The 16,910-nt window shown below is 68.8% G+C and carries 18 protein-coding genes and 2 tRNA genes; 17 read left to right on the top strand and 3 right to left on the bottom strand.

From position 1 onward, the window contains the following. The first annotated feature begins 23 nt into the window (after positions 1–23). From gyrA to AB0F43_RS19300, 8 genes are all read left to right on the top strand, one after another. Positions 24–2,687, top strand: a complete 2,664-nt coding sequence (gene gyrA / locus AB0F43_RS19335; RefSeq protein WP_360478126.1) for a DNA gyrase subunit A — start codon at positions 24–26, stop codon at positions 2,685–2,687. After that, positions 2,687–3,622: a DUF3566 domain-containing protein gene (locus tag AB0F43_RS19330; RefSeq protein ID WP_360478123.1), complete on the top strand. Its 936-nt coding sequence runs from the start codon at positions 2,687–2,689 to the stop codon at positions 3,620–3,622. The genes gyrA and AB0F43_RS19330 overlap by 1 nt, the downstream gene beginning before the upstream one ends. A 105-nt stretch (positions 3,623–3,727) precedes the next feature. Continuing rightward, positions 3,728–3,804, top strand: a tRNA-Ile gene (locus tag AB0F43_RS19325). 36 nt (positions 3,805–3,840) lie between these two features. Then, a complete protein-coding gene (locus AB0F43_RS19320; protein ID WP_325052860.1) occupies positions 3,841–3,969 on the top strand; it encodes a DLW-39 family protein in 129 nt (42 codons plus the stop codon). 12 nt (positions 3,970–3,981) lie between these two features. Then, positions 3,982–4,057, top strand: a tRNA-Ala gene (locus AB0F43_RS19315). Positions 4,058–4,352: 295 nt separating this feature from the next. Then, positions 4,353–5,351: an RNA polymerase subunit sigma-70 gene (locus AB0F43_RS19310; RefSeq protein WP_360478119.1), complete on the top strand. Its 999-nt coding sequence runs from the start codon at positions 4,353–4,355 to the stop codon at positions 5,349–5,351. Positions 5,352–5,356: 5 nt separating this feature from the next. Next, on the top strand, positions 5,357–5,653 hold the full coding sequence (locus tag AB0F43_RS19305; RefSeq protein WP_360478116.1) for a hypothetical protein: 297 nt from the start codon (positions 5,357–5,359) through the stop codon (positions 5,651–5,653). Beyond that, positions 5,650–6,105, top strand: coding sequence for a DUF6069 family protein (locus AB0F43_RS19300; protein WP_360478113.1), 456 nt, complete (start codon positions 5,650–5,652; stop codon positions 6,103–6,105). The genes AB0F43_RS19305 and AB0F43_RS19300 overlap by 4 nt, the downstream gene beginning before the upstream one ends. 192 nt (positions 6,106–6,297) lie before the next feature. On the opposite strand, the gene AB0F43_RS19295 is transcribed toward AB0F43_RS19300, so the two are convergent. Beyond that, positions 6,298–7,137 carry a DUF427 domain-containing protein gene (locus AB0F43_RS19295; protein ID WP_360478110.1) on the bottom strand — a complete coding sequence of 280 codons (840 nt, stop codon included), beginning with the start codon at positions 7,135–7,137 and terminating at the stop codon, positions 6,298–6,300. Positions 7,138–7,260: 123 nt separating this feature from the next. On the opposite strand from AB0F43_RS19295, the gene AB0F43_RS19290 reads away from it, so the two are divergent. From AB0F43_RS19290 to AB0F43_RS19260, 7 genes are all read left to right on the top strand, one after another. Next, positions 7,261–7,854 carry a class I SAM-dependent methyltransferase gene (locus tag AB0F43_RS19290; protein WP_360478107.1) on the top strand — a complete coding sequence of 198 codons (594 nt, stop codon included), beginning with the start codon at positions 7,261–7,263 and terminating at the stop codon, positions 7,852–7,854. A gap of 44 nt (positions 7,855–7,898) precedes the next feature. Next, the gene (locus AB0F43_RS19285; protein ID WP_360478104.1) at positions 7,899–8,090 is read left to right on the top strand and encodes a hypothetical protein; all 192 of its coding nucleotides are present in this window, start codon (positions 7,899–7,901) and stop codon (positions 8,088–8,090) included. 182 nt (positions 8,091–8,272) lie between these two features. Beyond that, positions 8,273–9,217 (top strand): AsnC family transcriptional regulator, encoded by a 945-nt coding sequence (locus AB0F43_RS19280; protein ID WP_360478101.1) that lies wholly within the window; start codon positions 8,273–8,275, stop codon positions 9,215–9,217. An 89-nt stretch (positions 9,218–9,306) separates the two neighbouring features. Further along, entirely contained in the window at positions 9,307–10,080 is a 774-nt protein-coding gene (locus tag AB0F43_RS19275) for an LLM class flavin-dependent oxidoreductase (protein ID WP_360478098.1), read from the top strand. Between the two features lie 43 nt (positions 10,081–10,123). Further along, positions 10,124–10,768 (top strand): SDR family NAD(P)-dependent oxidoreductase, encoded by a 645-nt coding sequence (locus AB0F43_RS19270; RefSeq protein ID WP_360478095.1) that lies wholly within the window; start codon positions 10,124–10,126, stop codon positions 10,766–10,768. An 82-nt stretch (positions 10,769–10,850) separates the two neighbouring features. Then, entirely contained in the window at positions 10,851–11,462 is a 612-nt protein-coding gene (locus AB0F43_RS19265; RefSeq protein WP_360478092.1) for an FMN-binding negative transcriptional regulator, read from the top strand. 120 nt (positions 11,463–11,582) lie between these two features. Then, entirely contained in the window at positions 11,583–13,229 is a 1,647-nt protein-coding gene (locus AB0F43_RS19260; RefSeq protein ID WP_360478089.1) for a hypothetical protein, read from the top strand. A gap of 192 nt (positions 13,230–13,421) precedes the next feature. On the opposite strand, the gene AB0F43_RS19255 is transcribed toward AB0F43_RS19260, so the two are convergent. After that, positions 13,422–14,027 carry a pentapeptide repeat-containing protein gene (locus AB0F43_RS19255; RefSeq protein WP_360478086.1) on the bottom strand — a complete coding sequence of 202 codons (606 nt, stop codon included), beginning with the start codon at positions 14,025–14,027 and terminating at the stop codon, positions 13,422–13,424. 146 nt (positions 14,028–14,173) lie between these two features. Here AB0F43_RS19255 and AB0F43_RS19250 point away from each other — a divergent pair, with 146 nt between their 5' ends. Next, positions 14,174–15,064 (top strand): NAD(P)-dependent oxidoreductase, encoded by an 891-nt coding sequence (locus AB0F43_RS19250; protein WP_360478083.1) that lies wholly within the window; start codon positions 14,174–14,176, stop codon positions 15,062–15,064. A 64-nt stretch (positions 15,065–15,128) separates the two neighbouring features. Next, positions 15,129–15,887 carry a protein phosphatase 2C domain-containing protein gene (locus AB0F43_RS19245; RefSeq protein WP_360478080.1) on the top strand — a complete coding sequence of 253 codons (759 nt, stop codon included), beginning with the start codon at positions 15,129–15,131 and terminating at the stop codon, positions 15,885–15,887. Here AB0F43_RS19245 and AB0F43_RS19240 read toward each other — a convergent pair. Further along, positions 15,878–16,870: a DUF4328 domain-containing protein gene (locus AB0F43_RS19240; protein WP_360478078.1), complete on the bottom strand. Its 993-nt coding sequence runs from the start codon at positions 16,868–16,870 to the stop codon at positions 15,878–15,880. The two genes, AB0F43_RS19245 and AB0F43_RS19240, sit on opposite strands and share 10 nt — an antisense overlap. Positions 16,871–16,910: the final 40 nt, after the last annotated feature.

The raw sequence follows: 16,910 nt of genomic DNA, 5'->3' as shown, positions 1-16,910 counted from the left end.
GATCTGAACGGGACGAGCTTTACATGACCGAGACCCCCACCTCGCCGGGCCACGACCGGATCGAGCCCCTCGATCTGCAGACGGAGATGCAGCAGTCGTACCTCGACTACGCGATGGCCGTCATCGTCGGCCGCGCGCTGCCCGAGGTCCGCGACGGCCTGAAGCCGGTGCACCGCCGCATCCTCTACGCGATGTACGACGGCGGCTACCGGCCGGACCGTGGTTTCTCCAAGTGTTCCCGCATCGTCGGTGACGTGATGGGTCAGTACCACCCGCACGGCGACTCGGCGATCTACGACACCCTGGTCCGCCTGGCGCAGCCGTGGGTGATGCGGGCGCCGATGATCCAGGGCCAGGGCAACTTCGGCTCGCCGGGTAACGACCCGGCGGCCGCGATGCGGTACACGGAGTGCCGGCTCGCCCCGCTGGCGATGGAGATGGTGCGCGACATCGACCAGGAGACGGTCGACTTCCGCCCCAACTACGACGGCCGCTCCCAGGAGCCGGTGATCCTGCCCAGCCGGTTCCCGAACCTGCTGGTGAACGGCTCGGCCGGGATCGCGGTCGGGATGGCGACCCAGATCCCGCCGCACAACCTGCGCGAGGTCGCCGCGGCGGCGAACTGGTGCCTGGAGCACCCGGACGCCACCCAGGAGGAGGTCCTGGCGGCGTGCATGGAGCACATCAAGGGACCGGACTTCCCGAACGGTGCGCTGGTCGTCGGTTACAAGGGCATCGACGACGCGTACCGCACCGGCCGCGGCTCCGTCACCATGCGCGCGGTGGTCGACATCGAGGAGGACGCGAAGGGCCGGACCAGCCTGGTCATCACCGAGCTGCCGTACATGGTCAACCCGGACAACCTGGCGCAGAAGATCGCCGAGCTGGTGAACACCGGCAAGATCAACGGCATCGCCGACATCCGCGACGACACCTCCTCGCGGACCGGCCAGCGCCTGGTCATCGTGCTGAAGCGGGATGCCCAGCCGCGCGTCGTACTGAACAACCTGTACAAGCACACGCAGTTGCAGGACACCTTCGGCTGCAACATGCTCGCGCTGGTCGACGGCGTACCGCGCACGCTGAGCCTGGACCTGTTCATCACGCACTGGATCGACCACCAGATCGAGGTCATCCAGCGGCGCACCCGGTATCGCCTGCGCGAGGCCGAGAAGAACGCCCACATCTTCCGCGGCTACGTAAAGGCGCTGGACGCCCTCGACGAGGTGATCGCGCTGATCCGGCGCAGCCCGGACGTGGAGGAGGCGCGGCAGGGCCTGATCAGCCTGCTGGACATCGACGAGATCCAGGCGCAGGCGATCCTCGACATGCAGCTTCGCCGGCTGGCGGCTCTGGAGCGGCAGAAGATCGTCGACCGGCTGAACGAGCTCGAGGCCGTCATCGCCGACCTCGAGGACATCCTGGCCAGCCCGGAGCGGCAGCGCACCATCGTCAAGGACGAGCTCGCCGAGATCGTGGAGAAGTTCGGCGACGACCGCCGTACGACGATCATCGCGGCCGACGGCGACCTGTCCGTGCAGGATCTGGTACCGGACGAGGACGTCGTCGTCACCATCACCCGCGGCGGCTACGCGAAGCGGACGAAGACCGACCAGTACCGGACCCAGCACCGCGGCGGCAAGGGCGTCCGCGGCGCCCAGCTGCGGGCCGAGGACGAGATCAGCCACTTCTTCGCCACCACGAACCACCACTGGATGCTGTTCTTCACCACCAAGGGCCGGGTCTACCGGGCCAAGGTCTGGCAGCTGCCCGAGTCCGCCCGGGACGCGAAGGGCTCGCACGTGGCCGGCCTGCTCTCGTTCCAGCCGGACGAGGAGATCGCCCAGGTGCTCACCTTGCGTGACTACGAGCAGGCCGACTACCTGGTGCTCGCGACCAAGCGCGGCCTGGTGAAGAAGACCGCGCTGACCGACTACGACTCGTCCCGCCAGAGCGGCATCATCGCGGTGAACTTCCGCGAGGCGGACGACGAGCTGATCGGCGCCGACCTGGCCACCGCCGAGGACGACCTGCTGCTGGTGTCCCGGAAGGGCCAGTCGATCCGCTTCACCGCGAACGACGAGCAGCTCCGCCCGATGGGCCGGGCCACCTCCGGTGTGACCGGGATGAAGTTCCGCGACGGCGACGAGCTGCTGTCGATGTCGGTGATCCGGGCCGGCGCCGACGAGGACACGCAGTACGTGTTCACCGTGACCGACGCCGGATACGCCAAGCGCAGCAAGGTGTCAGAGTACCGGCAGCAGGGCCGCGGTGGTCTCGGCATCAAGGCGGTCAAGCTGAACGACGAACGCGGTTCACTGGTCGGCGCGATCATCGTGGTCGCCGAGGACCAGGTGCTGGCGATCAAGGCCAGCGGCCAGGTGGTCCGCAGCCGGGTGGACAGCGTGCCGGTCAAGGGCCGCGACACGATGGGTGTCCGGTTCGCCGGGGTCGGCGAGTCCGACGCGGTGGTCGCGATCGCCCGGAACACGGATCTGAGCCTGAACGGCAACGGCGACGAATCCGAGGCGGCCGAAGCGGGTACTTCATCAGAAGGTGCCCAGGATGTGGACGGATCGACAACCGAATCCACCCCTGAGAGCGTCCAGAGTGATGACCAGCGTTCGACGGACGTCGACGGCGCGGCTACCGTCGAAGAGGACGAAGCCGGCCAGGAGGGCAACTGATGACCAACCGCGCGAGGCCGACATGGCCCGATGGTGCGGCGGACAGCTCCAAAACCCAGCGGCCATCGCAGGGCGGGAAGAAGCAGTCCACCCCACCGGCCAACTCGGCCTCCAACGGTCGTTCCACCGCCGCCCCGAGCGGCAACGGCCAGCAGAGATCAGGCGACTACCGGCCCCCGGGCAACGCCTCGGGCGGCGGTCAGCCGCGGCCTGGTCAGTCCGGTACGCCGCAGCCCGCGCCGGTGCGGCCGCCACAGCAGCCGCCGGTCCGGCCGGTGTCCCAGCCGGCCAGTCCGGTCAGTCCCGGGCAGGTCACGCCGAGTCCGAGTACGCCGGGGCGCCCGGAGCCGTGGTCCGCTGGTGCTGGTGCTGCGTCGTCGTACGGGGTGACCGGGAAGGACGAGGCGAAGCCGGCCAGCATGGGCGACCGGGTCAGCGCGGCGCGGCAGGCGGTGCGGGACAAGGCCGCCGCGGTCAAGGAGTCGAAGCCGGACACGGCTGCCAAGGCGGAGAACAAGGCCGCCACCAAGGCAGCGAAGGCGCCGAAGACGTCCACCCGGCCGCAGACCCGCAAGGCGCGGCTGCGGATGTCGCGGATCGACCCGTGGTCGGTGATGAAGACGTCGTTCCTGCTGGCGATCGCCTTCGGCATCGTCACCTGGGTCGCGGTCTTCATCGTCTGGTCCGCGATCGGCGCGGCGGGCGTTTTCGACAACATCAACAACACCGTTACCGAGGTCCTGGGTACGCCGGCGGCCGAGCCGTTCCGGATCGAGAACTACATCAACACCGGCAAGGTGATGGGTTTCACGACCCTGCTCGCCTGCGCGGACGTGCTCATCATCACCGCGCTCGCGACGCTCGGATCCTTCCTCTACAACATCGCCGCCACCCTGCTGGGCGGCCTCGAAGTCACCCTGGCCTCGGAGGACTGACAGCCATGATGGTCTCCGGCCGGGCCTGGTGAGGGCCTGGCCGGAACCGGTTTGGGAGTAGGGCACTTGGTGCGGTAATCTCTCCCGGGTTCGACCCCGCAACGCGGGCCTATAGCTCAGACGGTTAGAGCGCTGCCCTGATAAGGCAGAGGTCACTGGTTCAAGTCCAGTTAGGCCCACCACCACGATCGTGAACCCCGATCCGAGGAGTCCCGGTGCTGAAGAAGATCCTGCTGGTGCTGGTGGCCAGCATCGGTGGATACTTCGCGTACAAGAAGACCCAGCAGTCCCGCGCCGAGAAGGACCTCTGGGCCGAGGCCGTCGACCCGGTCACCCCGGGCCGCTGACCAAACCCCCACGGGGGCGTAGCTCAACTGGCAGAGCACTGCCTTTGCAAGGCAGGGGTTAGGGGTTCAAGTCCCCTCGTCTCCACCACCGCGTTCACGCAGATCAGAACGCGATTCACGGCCCGCAACACCATCGCCGTTGGCCTCGGTTAGAGGCTGCGTACCCTCGATGTGCCCCAACGTGCTGTCCCGGCTCTTGGGTCGAGCCTGCCGCAGGCTGGCATCGGACGACCGCAATGGTGCAGGCCATCCTCGTTCTCCACCCCGTCGAAACCCGACCAAAAGACGCTCAGCCATGCATGCCGACCGACCCTAGTGATGAGTTGTCGCGTCCGCACCCGTCATATCTACGACGGGACACGACGAGAGGGAAGGATGACGTGATGAGTGCGGACACGTGGCTGGAGGAGTTGGGCGTGAGCGGTCTGGGCGAGGTCGACGAGCCGGCGTTCTCGGGGCTGGCGGAGCGGCACCGGCGGGAGCTGCACGTGCACTGCTACCGGATGCTCGGGTCGTTCGAGGACGCCGAGGACACCGTGCAGGAGACGTTCCTCCGTGCCTGGCGGCGGCGGGAGACCTTTGAGGGGCGGTCGACGTTCCGGGCCTGGCTGTACCGGATCGCCACCAACGCCTGCCTGGATCTGCTCGCCAAGTGCCGCCCCGAGCCCGCGACCGGCGGCGAGGTGCTGTGGCTGCAGCCCTACCCGGACCGGCTGCTCGACGAGCTGCCCGCGGTCGACGCGGACGAGCCGGAGACCGTCGCCGTCGCGCGGGAGACGATCGAGCTGGCCTACCTGGTCGCGGTCCAGCACCTCGCGCCGCGCCCGCGGGCCGTGCTGATCCTGCGGGACGTCCTCGGCTGGCCGGCGAAGGACGTCGCGGAGCTCCTCGGGGACTCCGTCAACTCCGTGAACAGCGCGCTGCAGCGGGCCCGCGCCGGCATGCGGGAGCACCTGCCCGCCGAGCGGCAGGACTGGACGGGCGGCGAGGAGGACGCCGGGACGCGCGAGCTGGTGCGCCGCTATACCGACGCCAGCGTGGCCACGGACGTCGACAGGCTCGCCGCACTGCTGCGTGACGACGTCCGCTGCTCGATGCCGCCCACGCCAGGCCTGTACGTCGGCCGCGACGCGGTGGTGAACGACTGGGTCGAGAGCGGCTTCGTGGGCATGAAGCACCTGCGCGCCGTCCCCACCTCCGTGAACCTGCAGCCCGCCGTCGCCTTCTACCACTGGCGGGAGCGGGAGGGCGCGTACCTGCCGCTGACGATCGACGTCCTGCGCATCACCGGCGGCGCGATCACCGAGATCGTCACGTTCCACGACGACCAGTTCCCGCGACTCGGGCTGCCGGAGCGCCTGCCGGCGGACGGCACGGAGTAGTCCCGGTGTGGACGCTCGCGCTGCGTGGTGGCGCGCGTGTCGCGGTGGTCGCGGTGGAGTGGTGTGACGCGTTCGGCGTCGTCACCCGTGGGCGGGTGCAGCTGGAACTGCGCGACGGCGAGCCCGGGCCGGTCCTCGGACGCAACGCCGGGTTCTGGCTCCGCGGCACCGGCGTCCGCGCCCTGCGGAACCCCGGCCGTCGCACGGCGAGGGTGCGCATCGTCACCCCCAGAGCCAGGGCCGTCACATGCCAGTCAACCCACCCCGTACGCCAGTCACCGAACGATGGAGGAACGGCATGAACAGCATGAATGAGACCGGGGTCGTCGCAGGCCCGGCGTCGGGCCACACCAGCCACACCCACCGACTCCGCGGGCTCGCCGGCACCGGCCTCCTTGGCACGCTCGCAGCGATGGTGGCCACCACCCTCGCCGCTGCGCTTGCCCGGGCCGTTGGCGTCGACTTCGAGGTCCCCGACGGTGGCGAGACGATCCCGTTGTCCGGGTTCGCCGTGGTGACCGGCTTCTTCTCGGTCGTGGGCCTCGTCATTGCCGTCGCTCTCCTTCGTTGGAGCGCTCGCCCCGCCAAGCGATTCGTGTGGACGGCGGTGTCGCTGACCGCGATCTCGTTGGTCCCGCCCCTCCTCTCCGGGGCAAACACCGCCACCACCACCGCCCTCCTCGGGCTACATCTCGTCTCTGCGACGGTGATGATCCCCACCCTGGCGCGGAGCCTCCGCACCCGGACCGATTGACGATCCCGCAACCGGACAACGCGCGGCGCGTGGGCGTGCGCGAGCGCACTAACCGTGGCCCCCCGGTGCTGCCACGCTCCATTCCAGGTCTTCTTCTTGGTCAATTCGAAAGCTGAGTCCCGTGTGCGAAGAAGCGCAGGGCACCTTGCGGGGGCAAGGAGAAGCACTCTCCTTGCCTTCGGTTCTACCCAGCTAGTTCGGTGCGTCGGACTGCTTCGTGCCGAATCTTTCGCGGAACAGCTCGGCGGCCGGTGAGTGGGGGCGTTCGCGTCGGCGGCCGTCGATGAAGACCTCCAGCTTGTCGTCGAGGAAGGCGATCAGGCCGGCCAGCGGCGTGGCTCCGTCGAGTGGTTCGGCGTACGTCCAGGCCAGGTCGGTGTAACCCGCCACCGAGAAGTACGACGCCTGACCCTTGTAAGCGCAGGCGGTACGTCGGTCGGTCGGTGTCAGCTCGACAAGGACGTCGTCCCGAGGCAGGTAGTACCGCGTCGGCAAACTGGTCTCGAACACGAGCACCGGCCGGCTGCTCTCCGCCACCACGACGCCGTCCAGCTCGAGGCGGACCGTCCGTGAGCTCTGCCGAACGTCGACCCGGTGATACGGGTCGCGCGCGTGCGCCAGCAATCGCTCGTCCTCACCGAGCCACCGGTCGAACGCCCAGAAGTCCAGTACGACGTACTCCTCCAGCTCCGGGTCCTCCGGCCGGAACCCCGCCCCGGCGAACCGGGTATCGCCGACCAGTACGTCGACCGCCTCCCCCGGGCTGGTGTGCGCGACGAATGGAACCCCTGGGTCGAGGATCCGGTCCGGCGCAGTCTCCGGCGGAAGCGTCGATGCCGCCAGCTCCCCGTGCAGATCAGCGACCGGTACGGCGTACGACGGCACGATCCGACGCGGCTCCCAGACGAGTATCGCCCGAGTCGTGTCCGCGATCTCGAGCTCGCCGGCGCCGACCCGGATCCGCATCTCGGTCGGCTCGTGCCGCAGCATGGGAAGCATGCCGAACATCTGGTCCTGCATCTTGGTACTCATCTACTCAGCGTAGGAACGACTACGGCTGGTAGGTAGAGCTGATCGGATGCCGCAGGTAGCGGCGCCCAAGGCCAACTCCATCCGACCGGGTGACACTGGACTATGGCTGCGTTTGCTCGGGATGTGGGGACGGCTGTGTATTACGAGCAGCGGGCTCGCGAGTACGACGAGTGGTACCTGGGGCTGGGATTGTTCGCGTCGCGCAACCCACCTGGATGGGAACGCGAGGTTGCGCGCGTGATCGAGCTGGTGAGTGAGTTGCCGGCGGCGCGGACTCTGGATGTTGCCTGTGGGACGGGATTTCTGACGCGGCACCTGCGCGGGACCACCGTCGGGCTGGACCAGAGCCCGGCGATGGCTGCGGTGGCCCGATCGCGAGTGCCGATGGTCCTTGTCGGTGACGCCTTACGGCTGCCGGTCGGCGACAAAGCGTTCGATCGCGTGCTGACCGGGCACTTCTACGGGCATTTGCCACCCGATGAGCGCGCGGCGTTCCTTGCAGAGGTACGTCGGGTGGCCGCGGAACTGGTCGTGATCGACACCGCGATGCGCCCCGGCGTCGAGCCCGCCCAGTGGGTCGATCGGACCCTCAACGACGGCTCCCGGCATCGCATCTACAAGCGCTACCTGACCAGCACCCAACTCGCCGAAGAACTAGCCGGCGAAGTCCTCCTCGAGACCCCCAGCTTCGTCGCGGCCCGCGTCAAGTGGTCCTGACCGCAGCGAAGAACGAATGAGGCGCCGACCGTTTCCGCTGCTGGGTGAGCGGCCGCCTGAGCTGTGCGGCCGCGGACCTGCGCTACCCGCTGGATGCCGTACGGCGGCCGGACGGCCGCATCACGATCCTGGACGGTGTGCACCGGCTGCTTCGCGCGCACTTGTGCGGGCTCGGGGTGGTCCGCGTGCGCGTCCTCGCCTGGGATGACTTGGACGAGATCTGCGTCCGGTCATAGGACCGAGGTGCGGTTCGGTGACCCATCGGCTGGACGCCGACCGCGTGCAATCCGTCGCCACGTGCCGGGCCGACCGTCCTCCGGTCGCACCCGTCACCAGGGCTCATCCGTCGGCCCCGGCTCGAAGTAGTTGTGCACAGATGTGGACAGACCTGGGGATATCTAGCGCGTACCATCGATCTGTGGCTAAATCCGTCACACTCGACGCGGTCGATCGCGGACTCGTGCATGCGCTGAAGGTCGATGGCCGAGTCGCGTTCAGCACGGTGGCCGAGGTTTTGGGGGTTTCGGAGCACACGGTTGCCCGCCGCTATCGCCGGTTGCGTACGCACGGGGTGCTCCGCGTGGTCGGGGTCGCCGACGGGCTGCGGCTCGGCCGTACGTCGTGGATCATCCGCATTCGGTGTACGCCGGATGCCGCGACCCCGATCGCGGCTGCGCTCGCCCGGCGTACCGACACCTGCTGGGTGCACGTCCTGTCCGGCGGTACCGAGATCAGTTGCAACTCACAACCGCATTCGCGCGGGGAACAGCTCATCAACAAGCTCCCGCGCGGCGTATTCGGCGTCACGGCCCACGAACTGCTGCCAGGCCCGTTCCACCCGCGACAGTGGGACTACCTGGACGACGCCCAGCGCGCACGGCTGCGCCGACCGGATCCGGATCTGCTAGCTGAGAAGGTCACGCTCGATCCGCCGGATCACCGGATGCTGGCGCGCCTCGGCGTCGACGGGCGCGCGACGTACGCCGACCTCGGGCGCACGACCGGCTGGTCGCAGTCGACCGTCGCCCGCCGGCTCGACCACCTCCGTCGTACCGGCGTGCTGGTCTTCGACGTCGAAGTGCCGCCGTTGGCGCTCGGGTACGAGGCCGAGGCGCGGCTGTGGATAACGGCGCAGCCGGCCGCACTCGTGGCCACGGCGGAGGCGCTCGCCGGGCATGCCGAGATCTCGTTCGTCGCGGTCACCACCGGCCCGACCAATCTCGTGGCTCACGCGACCTGCCGCGACTCCGGCGATCTCTACCGCTACCTCACCGAACGAGTCGCCACCTTGCCCGGTCTGCACACTCTCGAGACCGCCCCCGTCCTCCGCACCGTCAAGGCCTTCCACACTCCGCAACCCTGATCCGGATGTCGTGCCTCGATCCGCTCGACCAGCGCCGGAACAGCCTCGAGCGCGGAACAACACTTCCGGTAGGTGAGTTGTGGGTGGGTATGAGCATTGAGATCGGAGTGATTCTGCCGACGTCGACGCCGGATCCGGCGCAGCCGATTCTGGGTGATGTGCGCGAGAGTGCGCGGTTCGCCGAGGAGCTCGGCCTGGATTCGGTGTGGTCTACGGACCATTTGATCGCGAGTGGGCCGATGCTGGACAGCTCGGTGGTGCTGGCGACGGCGGCGGCGGTGACGGAGCGGATCACGGTGGGGTTCAACGTGATGCTGCTGGCGTTGCGGCCGGTCGCGTGGGCGGCGAAGCAGGTGAACACCCTGCAACTCGTGTCCGGCAACCGGCTCGTCCTCGGAGTCGGCACCGGCAACCCGGCGCACGGTGACGTCGGCTGGCGCGCCGCCGGTGTGTCCTTCGCGGACCGCGGCCGGCTGACCGACGAGGCGCTCGCCGTCCTGCCCGATCTCATCGCCGGGAAGCCGGCGACCCTCGCCGACGGACTGGAGGCCACTCTCGCACCCGGTTCGACCGTTCCCCCGATCGTTGTCGCAGGCAACGGTAAGCCGGCCTTCCGGCGAGCGGCGAAGTACGGCGACGGCTGGGCAACGATCGCGATGTCACCCAGCGAGGTCAAGGCCGCCCTCGACCAGATCAACCAGTTGCACGAGCGGCCGCCGCTCAAGGCAACCGTCGTCGCGCCCCAGCTCGACGGCCCCGAGCAACTCGAGGCGTATGAGGAAGCGGGCACCGAGCGAGTGATCCTCGCACCCACCGGCGACTGGCACCGCGACTACGAGTACGCCGCCAAGCTCAAGCGCTAGACGACTTGACTCTGACACCGATGTGAGGCTTTACGGTCTCGGCATGGCAGGAGCTGTGGTGGTAGGGGCCGGGCCGGGCATCGGGGCGGCCGTGGCCAGAAGGTTTGCTCGGGCGGGACTGAGCGTCGGGCTGATCGCGCGGTCGGAGACGACGGTGAAGGCCGTCGCGGACGGGATCACCGGTGATGTGCTCGCGCTGGCGGCGGACAGTACGGACGAGGTGGGGCTGCGGGCCGCGCTCGACCGAGTGGTCGAGGAGTACGGCGTACCAGATGTGGTCGTCTACAACGCGGCGATCATCCAGCCGGATGCCGTCGGAGACTTGACCGCTCGGCAGCATCTGGACGCGTGGGCGGTCAACGTCGTCGGCGCGATCACCACCGCGGCGCACGTCGTACCGGCGATGGCTGAGCGTGGCAGTGGGTCGTTCATCATCACCGGCGGGATGCCCGAACCGAAGGCCGCGTATGCCAGCTTGTCGCTGGGCAAGGCCGGCGTACGGACGCTGGTGACGCTGCTCGACCAGCAGTACGGCGCGGCCGGGGTCCACGCGGCCAGCGTCACCGTCGGCGGTGCGGTCGCTCCAGGTACGGCGTACGACCCCGACGACATCGCCGAGCACTACTGGCGGCTCCACACCCAATCCCGCGACCAGTGGGAGCACGAGATCAGCCACCGAGTGGACTGATGAAGGCTTCGTGGATTGGACCTTTCAAGCGCCGGGACTCTTGGTGAGACTTGTTGCTGTTCGCAACTGACGAGGATCGCCGATGTATGTTCCCGCGCACTTCACCGCCGACGACGAAGCGGTGCACGACCTGCTGACCCATCACGGCGCCGCTGACCTGGTGACGATGACTCCGGACGGTCTGGTGGCGACCATGCTGCCATTCGTCTACGACCGGCCCCGGAACGTGTTGCTCGGGCACCTGGCCCGCAACAACGACCAGTGGCGCCAGCCCGTGATCGGTGAAGCTCTGGTGATCATGCGCGGGCCGGACTCCTACATCTCGCCGACCTGGTACGCCTCCAAGCGCGAGCACGGCCGGGTCGTCCCGACGTGGAACTACCTGACCGCGCACGTCTACGGGACGATGACCGTGTACGACGACCCGGCCTGGGTGTCGGACGTCGTACGGCGCCTGTCGGACCACCACGAGGCGGGCCGGGCCGAGCCGTGGTCGGTGGACGACGCACCGGGGAAGTTCGTGGCCGGGCAGTTGCGCGCGATCGTCGGGGTGGAGATCGCGATCAGCCGGGTCGAGGCGAAGTTCAAGCTCAGCCAGAACCGGCCGGACGCGGATATCGACGGGGTGATCGACGGTCTCCGTTCGTCCGGCGACCAGGCCAGCGCCGACGCGGTCGCCCGGCACCGGCGCTAGCGCGGGCGGCGTGCGCAGGGGGTTCATCAGGGTGCGGCAAGTGGCTGTTGAAAGCTTGCCACGTATCGCCCTCCGGGCTTGTACGCTGAGTGACTCCCGATAGACGAATGGGGCTTCCTGATGGCGGACGAGCGGCAGGTCATCGCCGAGGCGCGGCAGGCTCTGGTGCGGGTGCTCCGGGAGATGCACCGTTTCATGGAGGGTCGAAGCGACCTCGAGCGCGACTATTTTCGCGGCCTCCTGGACGCGGACCTGCCGGGGGTACGAGACCAACTCGCCGAAGGTGCCCGTCTCGGGCTCTCGGACGCTGAGGTCACCGAACGGATTCAGGCCACCGTGCCGCCTGACCGGCAGGGCCGGAGCTGGGAGGCACGGACCCCGCAGTTCTTCAACCGGATCAATCGCAACCATCCGGTCTACGCGGATCCGGCAGTGCGCCAAGCCGGCCTCGCGTACGCCGGTTATCAGACACAGCTCCAAGCCAGCCTGCGCACGATCCAGCGAGATGCTGCGGGAATCGCCGGCGCCACCGCACAGGAGGCACGGCAGGCCGCCAGTACCTACCAGCGCATCCAGCAGGCGGCCGCCAGACCTGACGCCCGATCCTGGTCGGCAACGCCGGCCGCGCCACCGGCACAACCCCGGCAGGCCCCGAGGGTCACCTTCACCCCGCCGGCTGCCCCAGCCACCGGCAACAACCCGCCCGGTCAACCCGCGCAGCCTCAACCGCAACCCACCCCGCAGGCGCCCCCCATTCCGCAGGCGCCACCCACGCAGCAAGCCCAGCAGCCGAGCTCGCCGCAGCCGGGTCAGCAAGCCCATCAGCCAAACCAGGCGCAGCCGGCTCCATCGGTGGGCCAGGGGCCAGCCGGTGGAGCGCAAGCTCCGGGCACGACTCGCAGCATCTCCGCCGCGGCGGAGGGTCCCGTGACGATCAACGCGGCGCTGCTGGCCAGCGCCGGCAAGGTGGTCGTGCGCGCCGACCCGTCATGCACCCAGGCCACGCTGACGATCCAGACCGCCGACCAGTCCGGCCCGGCGGCGGATGCCGTCCGCAACGCCAACCTGAGCGCAAGCGCCGACGGCCGAATGCAGGCTTCGGTCCGCGGAACCGGTTCGAGCTCTTCGGCCATTCACATCAGCGCCGGCGACATCAGCAGCATCAACATCTCCGGAGCGTCGGTCCAGATTCGGGGCGGTGTGCACAACAGCAACTTCACGATCTCGGGAGGCTCCTCGCCGATCGAGATCACCGCCGTCGTGCCGGAGGGAAGTTCGCTCGTCGGCCAGACCGACAGCGCGAACATCGAGACCCACGGCCGGCTGAACGTGGCCAACGCCAGGACCAGCAGCGGCGGCGTCAGGATCGACCGCGCCGACGACATCAACGCGAGGACCGTCGATGGCCACATCAGCATGGGGTACACCGACCAGGTGGTCGCACACTCGATCGCCGGCCACATCACGATCGACGACTTCGGCGGCTCTGCTCGTGCGGACACGATTTCCGGGGACATCACTGTGCACGCCACCGAAGGTGGCCGAGTGACCGCCGGGACGGTGGCCGGCAATATCTCGGTCACGGCCAGCAACGATGCTGTGGCACAGCGACTCACTGTGCACACGTCTACCACCTCGGGCCGGATCAGCACCCCGCAACCCGCAATGGGAGCCGCGCCTCGCCGTGGTTCCGATGGCGCCCGGAACTTCCATGACGCCAACCGGACGGGACAGCAACGCCAGTCCGGCAATCAACTCGGCACCTGACCGCGGGGGTCTCCGCCGCCGACTGGCGGCGACAGTGCCGGTCCGGGTCACGCAATCGGCGAACGGTCTCCGTCAGATTGCCCGGGCACGGTGAGCTTTTCACGGAGCGGGTACGACATTATCCGGATAGTTATCCACAGGTTGTGGATGAAGCGGGGGATGGCGCCACGCTCGCACGGAGATATCCACAGGTCAGGGTCTGACGTCGAGGCCGAGTGACGCGGCGATGACCATCGCCTGGGTGACATCGACGCGGGCGTCCTTCAGCTCGACCGTGAGTGGGTCGAGGGTGGAGAGGTCGGAGCCGCGGAGGTCGGCAGCGGTGAAGTCGGCGCGTTGGAGGGACGCCCCGGACAGCTCGAGATCGCGCAGCACCGCCTTGGCCGCCCGGACTCCGGTGAGGTCGGCCTCGCGGAACTTCACGCCGGTGAACTCGGTGCCGCGCAGGTCCGCGCCGGCCAGACCGGCGAACGACCAGTCGCCACCGGACACCTTCATCAGGTTGTAGGTGCAGTCGTCGAAGACGCTGCCGACCAGCTTGCACCGGGTGAAGGTGGTGTCGAAGAGCGAGCACCGGACGAAGGTGCAGTTCACGAACGCCGCGTCGGTGTGCGTCGACGCGTTGAACCGGACCCCGCGGAACGTGCACTCCTCGAACACGCCGCCGCGGTTGTCCACCTCGGTCAGGTCGGAGTCGATGAACAGCACCTTGCGGTAGGTCTCACCCGAGGGGTCCGCGTCGTCCCAGTCCCGGATCGTCGACTCGGTCGGCGCCGCCGGTCGTCCGTGTGCAGCCATTGGTCTCCCCTGCCGATCGGTGTCCTGGCTGACCACCCTGTCACGCCGTACCGACACGATGCCGCAAGTCGGAAGCTGGTGAATTTGTGATCGTGACGACGGACAACGTTCAGCGGACCGACAAATATGAGTCGCACGATGGAGGAGTGACCGGAACTGAGCGGGTGATGGTGTTCGGCGCCGGAGGATTCCTCGGCGTCAGGATCTGCGCACTGCTCGCCGACCGGGGGGTCGAGCACCGCGGCCTGAGCCGGAGCCGGGGTGAGCCGCACCGGCTGTGCGACCTGGCCTCGATGCACCCGTACGCGCTGGACGCCCAGATCGGCATGTACAAACCGACCGTCGTCATCAACGCGGCCGGTGCCACGCTGGGTGACGCCGGCACGCTGGTCCGAGCCAACGTGATCGCCGTCGAGGCCCTGCTCGCCTCGGCCCGGGATCACGCCAGCAACGCGCGCTTCGTCCAACTCGGCTCGGCGGCCGAGTACGGCGGTGCGCCGCAAGGAACCAGCCAGGACGAACAGACCGAGCCCCGCCCGGCCGGACCGTACGGAATCACCAAGCTGGCCGGCTCCGAGCTCGTCCTGCGCGCCCAGCGGAACGGCGCCGACGCGGTCGTCCTCCGGGTCTTCGACGTGATCGGCCCGGACGCGCCGGAGAGTACGCTCACCGGCCGGGTCATCCGGGACCTCCGGTCCAGGCACACGATCGAGGCCGGGTCGCTGGACGTCTGGCGTGACTTCGTCGACGTGCGCGATGTCGCCGAGGCGGTGGTCGCGGTGGCGCTCGCGGACGCCAAGCTGCCGCCGGTGCTGAACGTCGGGACCGGGCGCGCGAATCTGGCCCGGGAGGTCGCCGGGCAGCTGTTCGAGCTGAGCGGGCAACCGGCCAGGATCGTCGAGGAGGCCCGGCCGGGCACCGTGCGTGGTGCGACCTGGCAGCAGGCCGACACCGCGCTGATCGGCAAACGCCTCGGCTGGTCTCCCAAGATCTCCCTCGAACAGTCCCTCGCCGACAGCTGGTCCGCCCGCGGCTAGGCCTGCCTGATGGTCCCCCGCCTACTGCGCTGGAGCAGCAGACACGGCATAGCAGACTGGGCGGGTGGAGATCCGCTCGATCAGCCTGCCCGCGCCCGACCGGCGACCGCCCGCGGTGAACGAGGATCTCGTCCTCAGCGGACCCGACTTCGTGGTCGTGCTCGACGGAGCCACCGCACCGAAAGGCGTCGACTCCGGCTGCCGGCACACGGTGGCTTGGCTGGTCGCGCAGCTCGGTGCTCAGCTCACGGTGCCGCTCCTCGCCCGCTCGACGGCTCCGCTCCCCGAACTGCTCGCCGACGCGATCGCCACCGTCGGCGTCGGCCACGCCGGCACCTGCGACCTCGCCAACCCGGACAGCCCGTCGTCCACCGTCGCGATGATCCGGGTGGGGCCGAACACCGTCGAGCATCTCGTCCTGGCCGATTCGCCCGTCGTGATGCGCTCACCGACAGGCAAGGTGTCGGTGCACAGTGACGATCGCATCGACCTTCTCCCCGAGTACTCCGTCGAGGCCATCAGCCGACTCCGCAACCAGCCCGGCGGCTTCTGGGTGGCGAGTACCGAGCCCGGGGCCGCGTACGAAGCCGTCACCGGTACGACGGACCGCGCCGACGCCGAGGTGGTCGCCGTACTGACCGATGGAGCAGCAAGGTACGCCGAACGCTACGGCCACACCTGGGACGACCTGGTCGATGTGCTCACCAGCAGCGGCCCGCGCACGTTGGTCGAGCGGGTCTGGACGCACGACGCGGACGCATCCCCGGACAGCTTCCGGGGGAAGCGGTACGACGACGCGACCGCCGTACTCGCCTATCTCTGATACGGACCGTACGACGGGAACGTCGGGCCGGGCTGGTTGTACCGAGGCGCGTACTGCGGCGGTCCGGGTGGTGGCGCCTCGACAGCCGGCGGCCTCGTCGCGTGGTCGTGTTGCCACCGCGTGATGCGAAGCAGCAACAGCGAGGCGGCGACGGCTGACGCGATCAGGAGCAGGGTCGCCACGGTGAAGCCGATGTTGACGGCCAGCGCGACCCGGACCATGAAGTCCTGCAGGTCGTAGATGTCGACGTAGTCGCCGGTCGCGTCCGCGGTGTCGGCCGCGTCGACCAGCCGGACGATCCAGACGAAGAAGGCGATGACCGCCAGGCCGCCACCGCCGACCAGGATCACCCAGAAGCCGGTCCACGTGGCCCACCAGCCGTACAGCAGTGTCCGGAGTTGGCCGCGTCTGGACGCGCCCGGCTGCTCCGGGGGCTCGCTCGCGGTGGCGACGTCCTGGACGATCTGCAGCGGATACCAGAACTGCACGATCGGGCAGAACCACGCACCGACAACCCAGCCGCTCGCGTGGCGATGCATCCCCGGCTGCTGGCCGAACGGCTGCGCGACGACCGGCCGCGGGGCCAGCGTTGACTTGAGGAACTCCGTGTTCTCCCGCGCCTGCCACAGCCAGATCAGGAACGCGATCGCCGTCCCCATCAGCAGATAGCTGACCAGGTTGAGCAGCGGACCCGTGCCCGCGACCGTGCCGACGGCGCGGTCGAACTCCTCCTCGGAGAGGAGCCCGTACACGAACCGCTTGACCTCGTCGTAGGAGTTCCACATCAACGCCGTCTGGATCACCGCGCTGAGCGCGGTCAGCCCCATCAGCACGATGCTGACGATCGCGATCTTCCGCAACGGCTTGTAGCGCGGCAGCACCGGTTGATACGGCACCGGCCGATACGGCATCGGATACGGCTGCGGTCCGCCGGGCCGTGGATACGGCTGCGGTCCGCCCGGCCCTGGATACGGCTGCGTCACCTGTGTCACCCCCTGGCAGCCAAGGTAACCCAGCCCAGGG

The sequence above is a fragment of the Kribbella sp. NPDC023972 genome (assembly GCF_040639075.1).
In the GTDB taxonomy this organism is placed as follows: domain Bacteria; phylum Actinomycetota; class Actinomycetes; order Propionibacteriales; family Kribbellaceae; genus Kribbella.
Note: the sequence above shows the minus strand (reverse complement) of the source record. Positions and strands in the feature narration are given on the sequence as shown.

What these genes read in the sequence shown, in the direction of transcription:
- gyrA (WP_360478126.1), top strand. Translation starts at nt 24, where the DNA reads ATGACCGAGACCCCCACCTCGCCGGGCCACGACCGGATCGAGCCCCTC.
- AB0F43_RS19330 (WP_360478123.1), top strand. Translation starts at nt 2,687, where the DNA reads ATGACCAACCGCGCGAGGCCGACATGGCCCGATGGTGCGGCGGACAGC.
- AB0F43_RS19310 (WP_360478119.1), top strand. Translation starts at nt 4,353, where the DNA reads ATGAGTGCGGACACGTGGCTGGAGGAGTTGGGCGTGAGCGGTCTGGGC.
- AB0F43_RS19300 (WP_360478113.1), top strand. Translation starts at nt 5,650, where the DNA reads ATGAACAGCATGAATGAGACCGGGGTCGTCGCAGGCCCGGCGTCGGGC.
- AB0F43_RS19295 (WP_360478110.1), bottom strand. Translation starts at nt 7,137, where the DNA reads ATGAGTACCAAGATGCAGGACCAGATGTTCGGCATGCTTCCCATGCTG.
- AB0F43_RS19275 (WP_360478098.1), top strand. Translation starts at nt 9,307, where the DNA reads ATGAGCATTGAGATCGGAGTGATTCTGCCGACGTCGACGCCGGATCCG.
- AB0F43_RS19270 (WP_360478095.1), top strand. Translation starts at nt 10,124, where the DNA reads ATGGCAGGAGCTGTGGTGGTAGGGGCCGGGCCGGGCATCGGGGCGGCC.
- AB0F43_RS19265 (WP_360478092.1), top strand. Translation starts at nt 10,851, where the DNA reads ATGTATGTTCCCGCGCACTTCACCGCCGACGACGAAGCGGTGCACGAC.
- AB0F43_RS19260 (WP_360478089.1), top strand. Translation starts at nt 11,583, where the DNA reads ATGGCGGACGAGCGGCAGGTCATCGCCGAGGCGCGGCAGGCTCTGGTG.
- AB0F43_RS19255 (WP_360478086.1), bottom strand. Translation starts at nt 14,027, where the DNA reads ATGGCTGCACACGGACGACCGGCGGCGCCGACCGAGTCGACGATCCGG.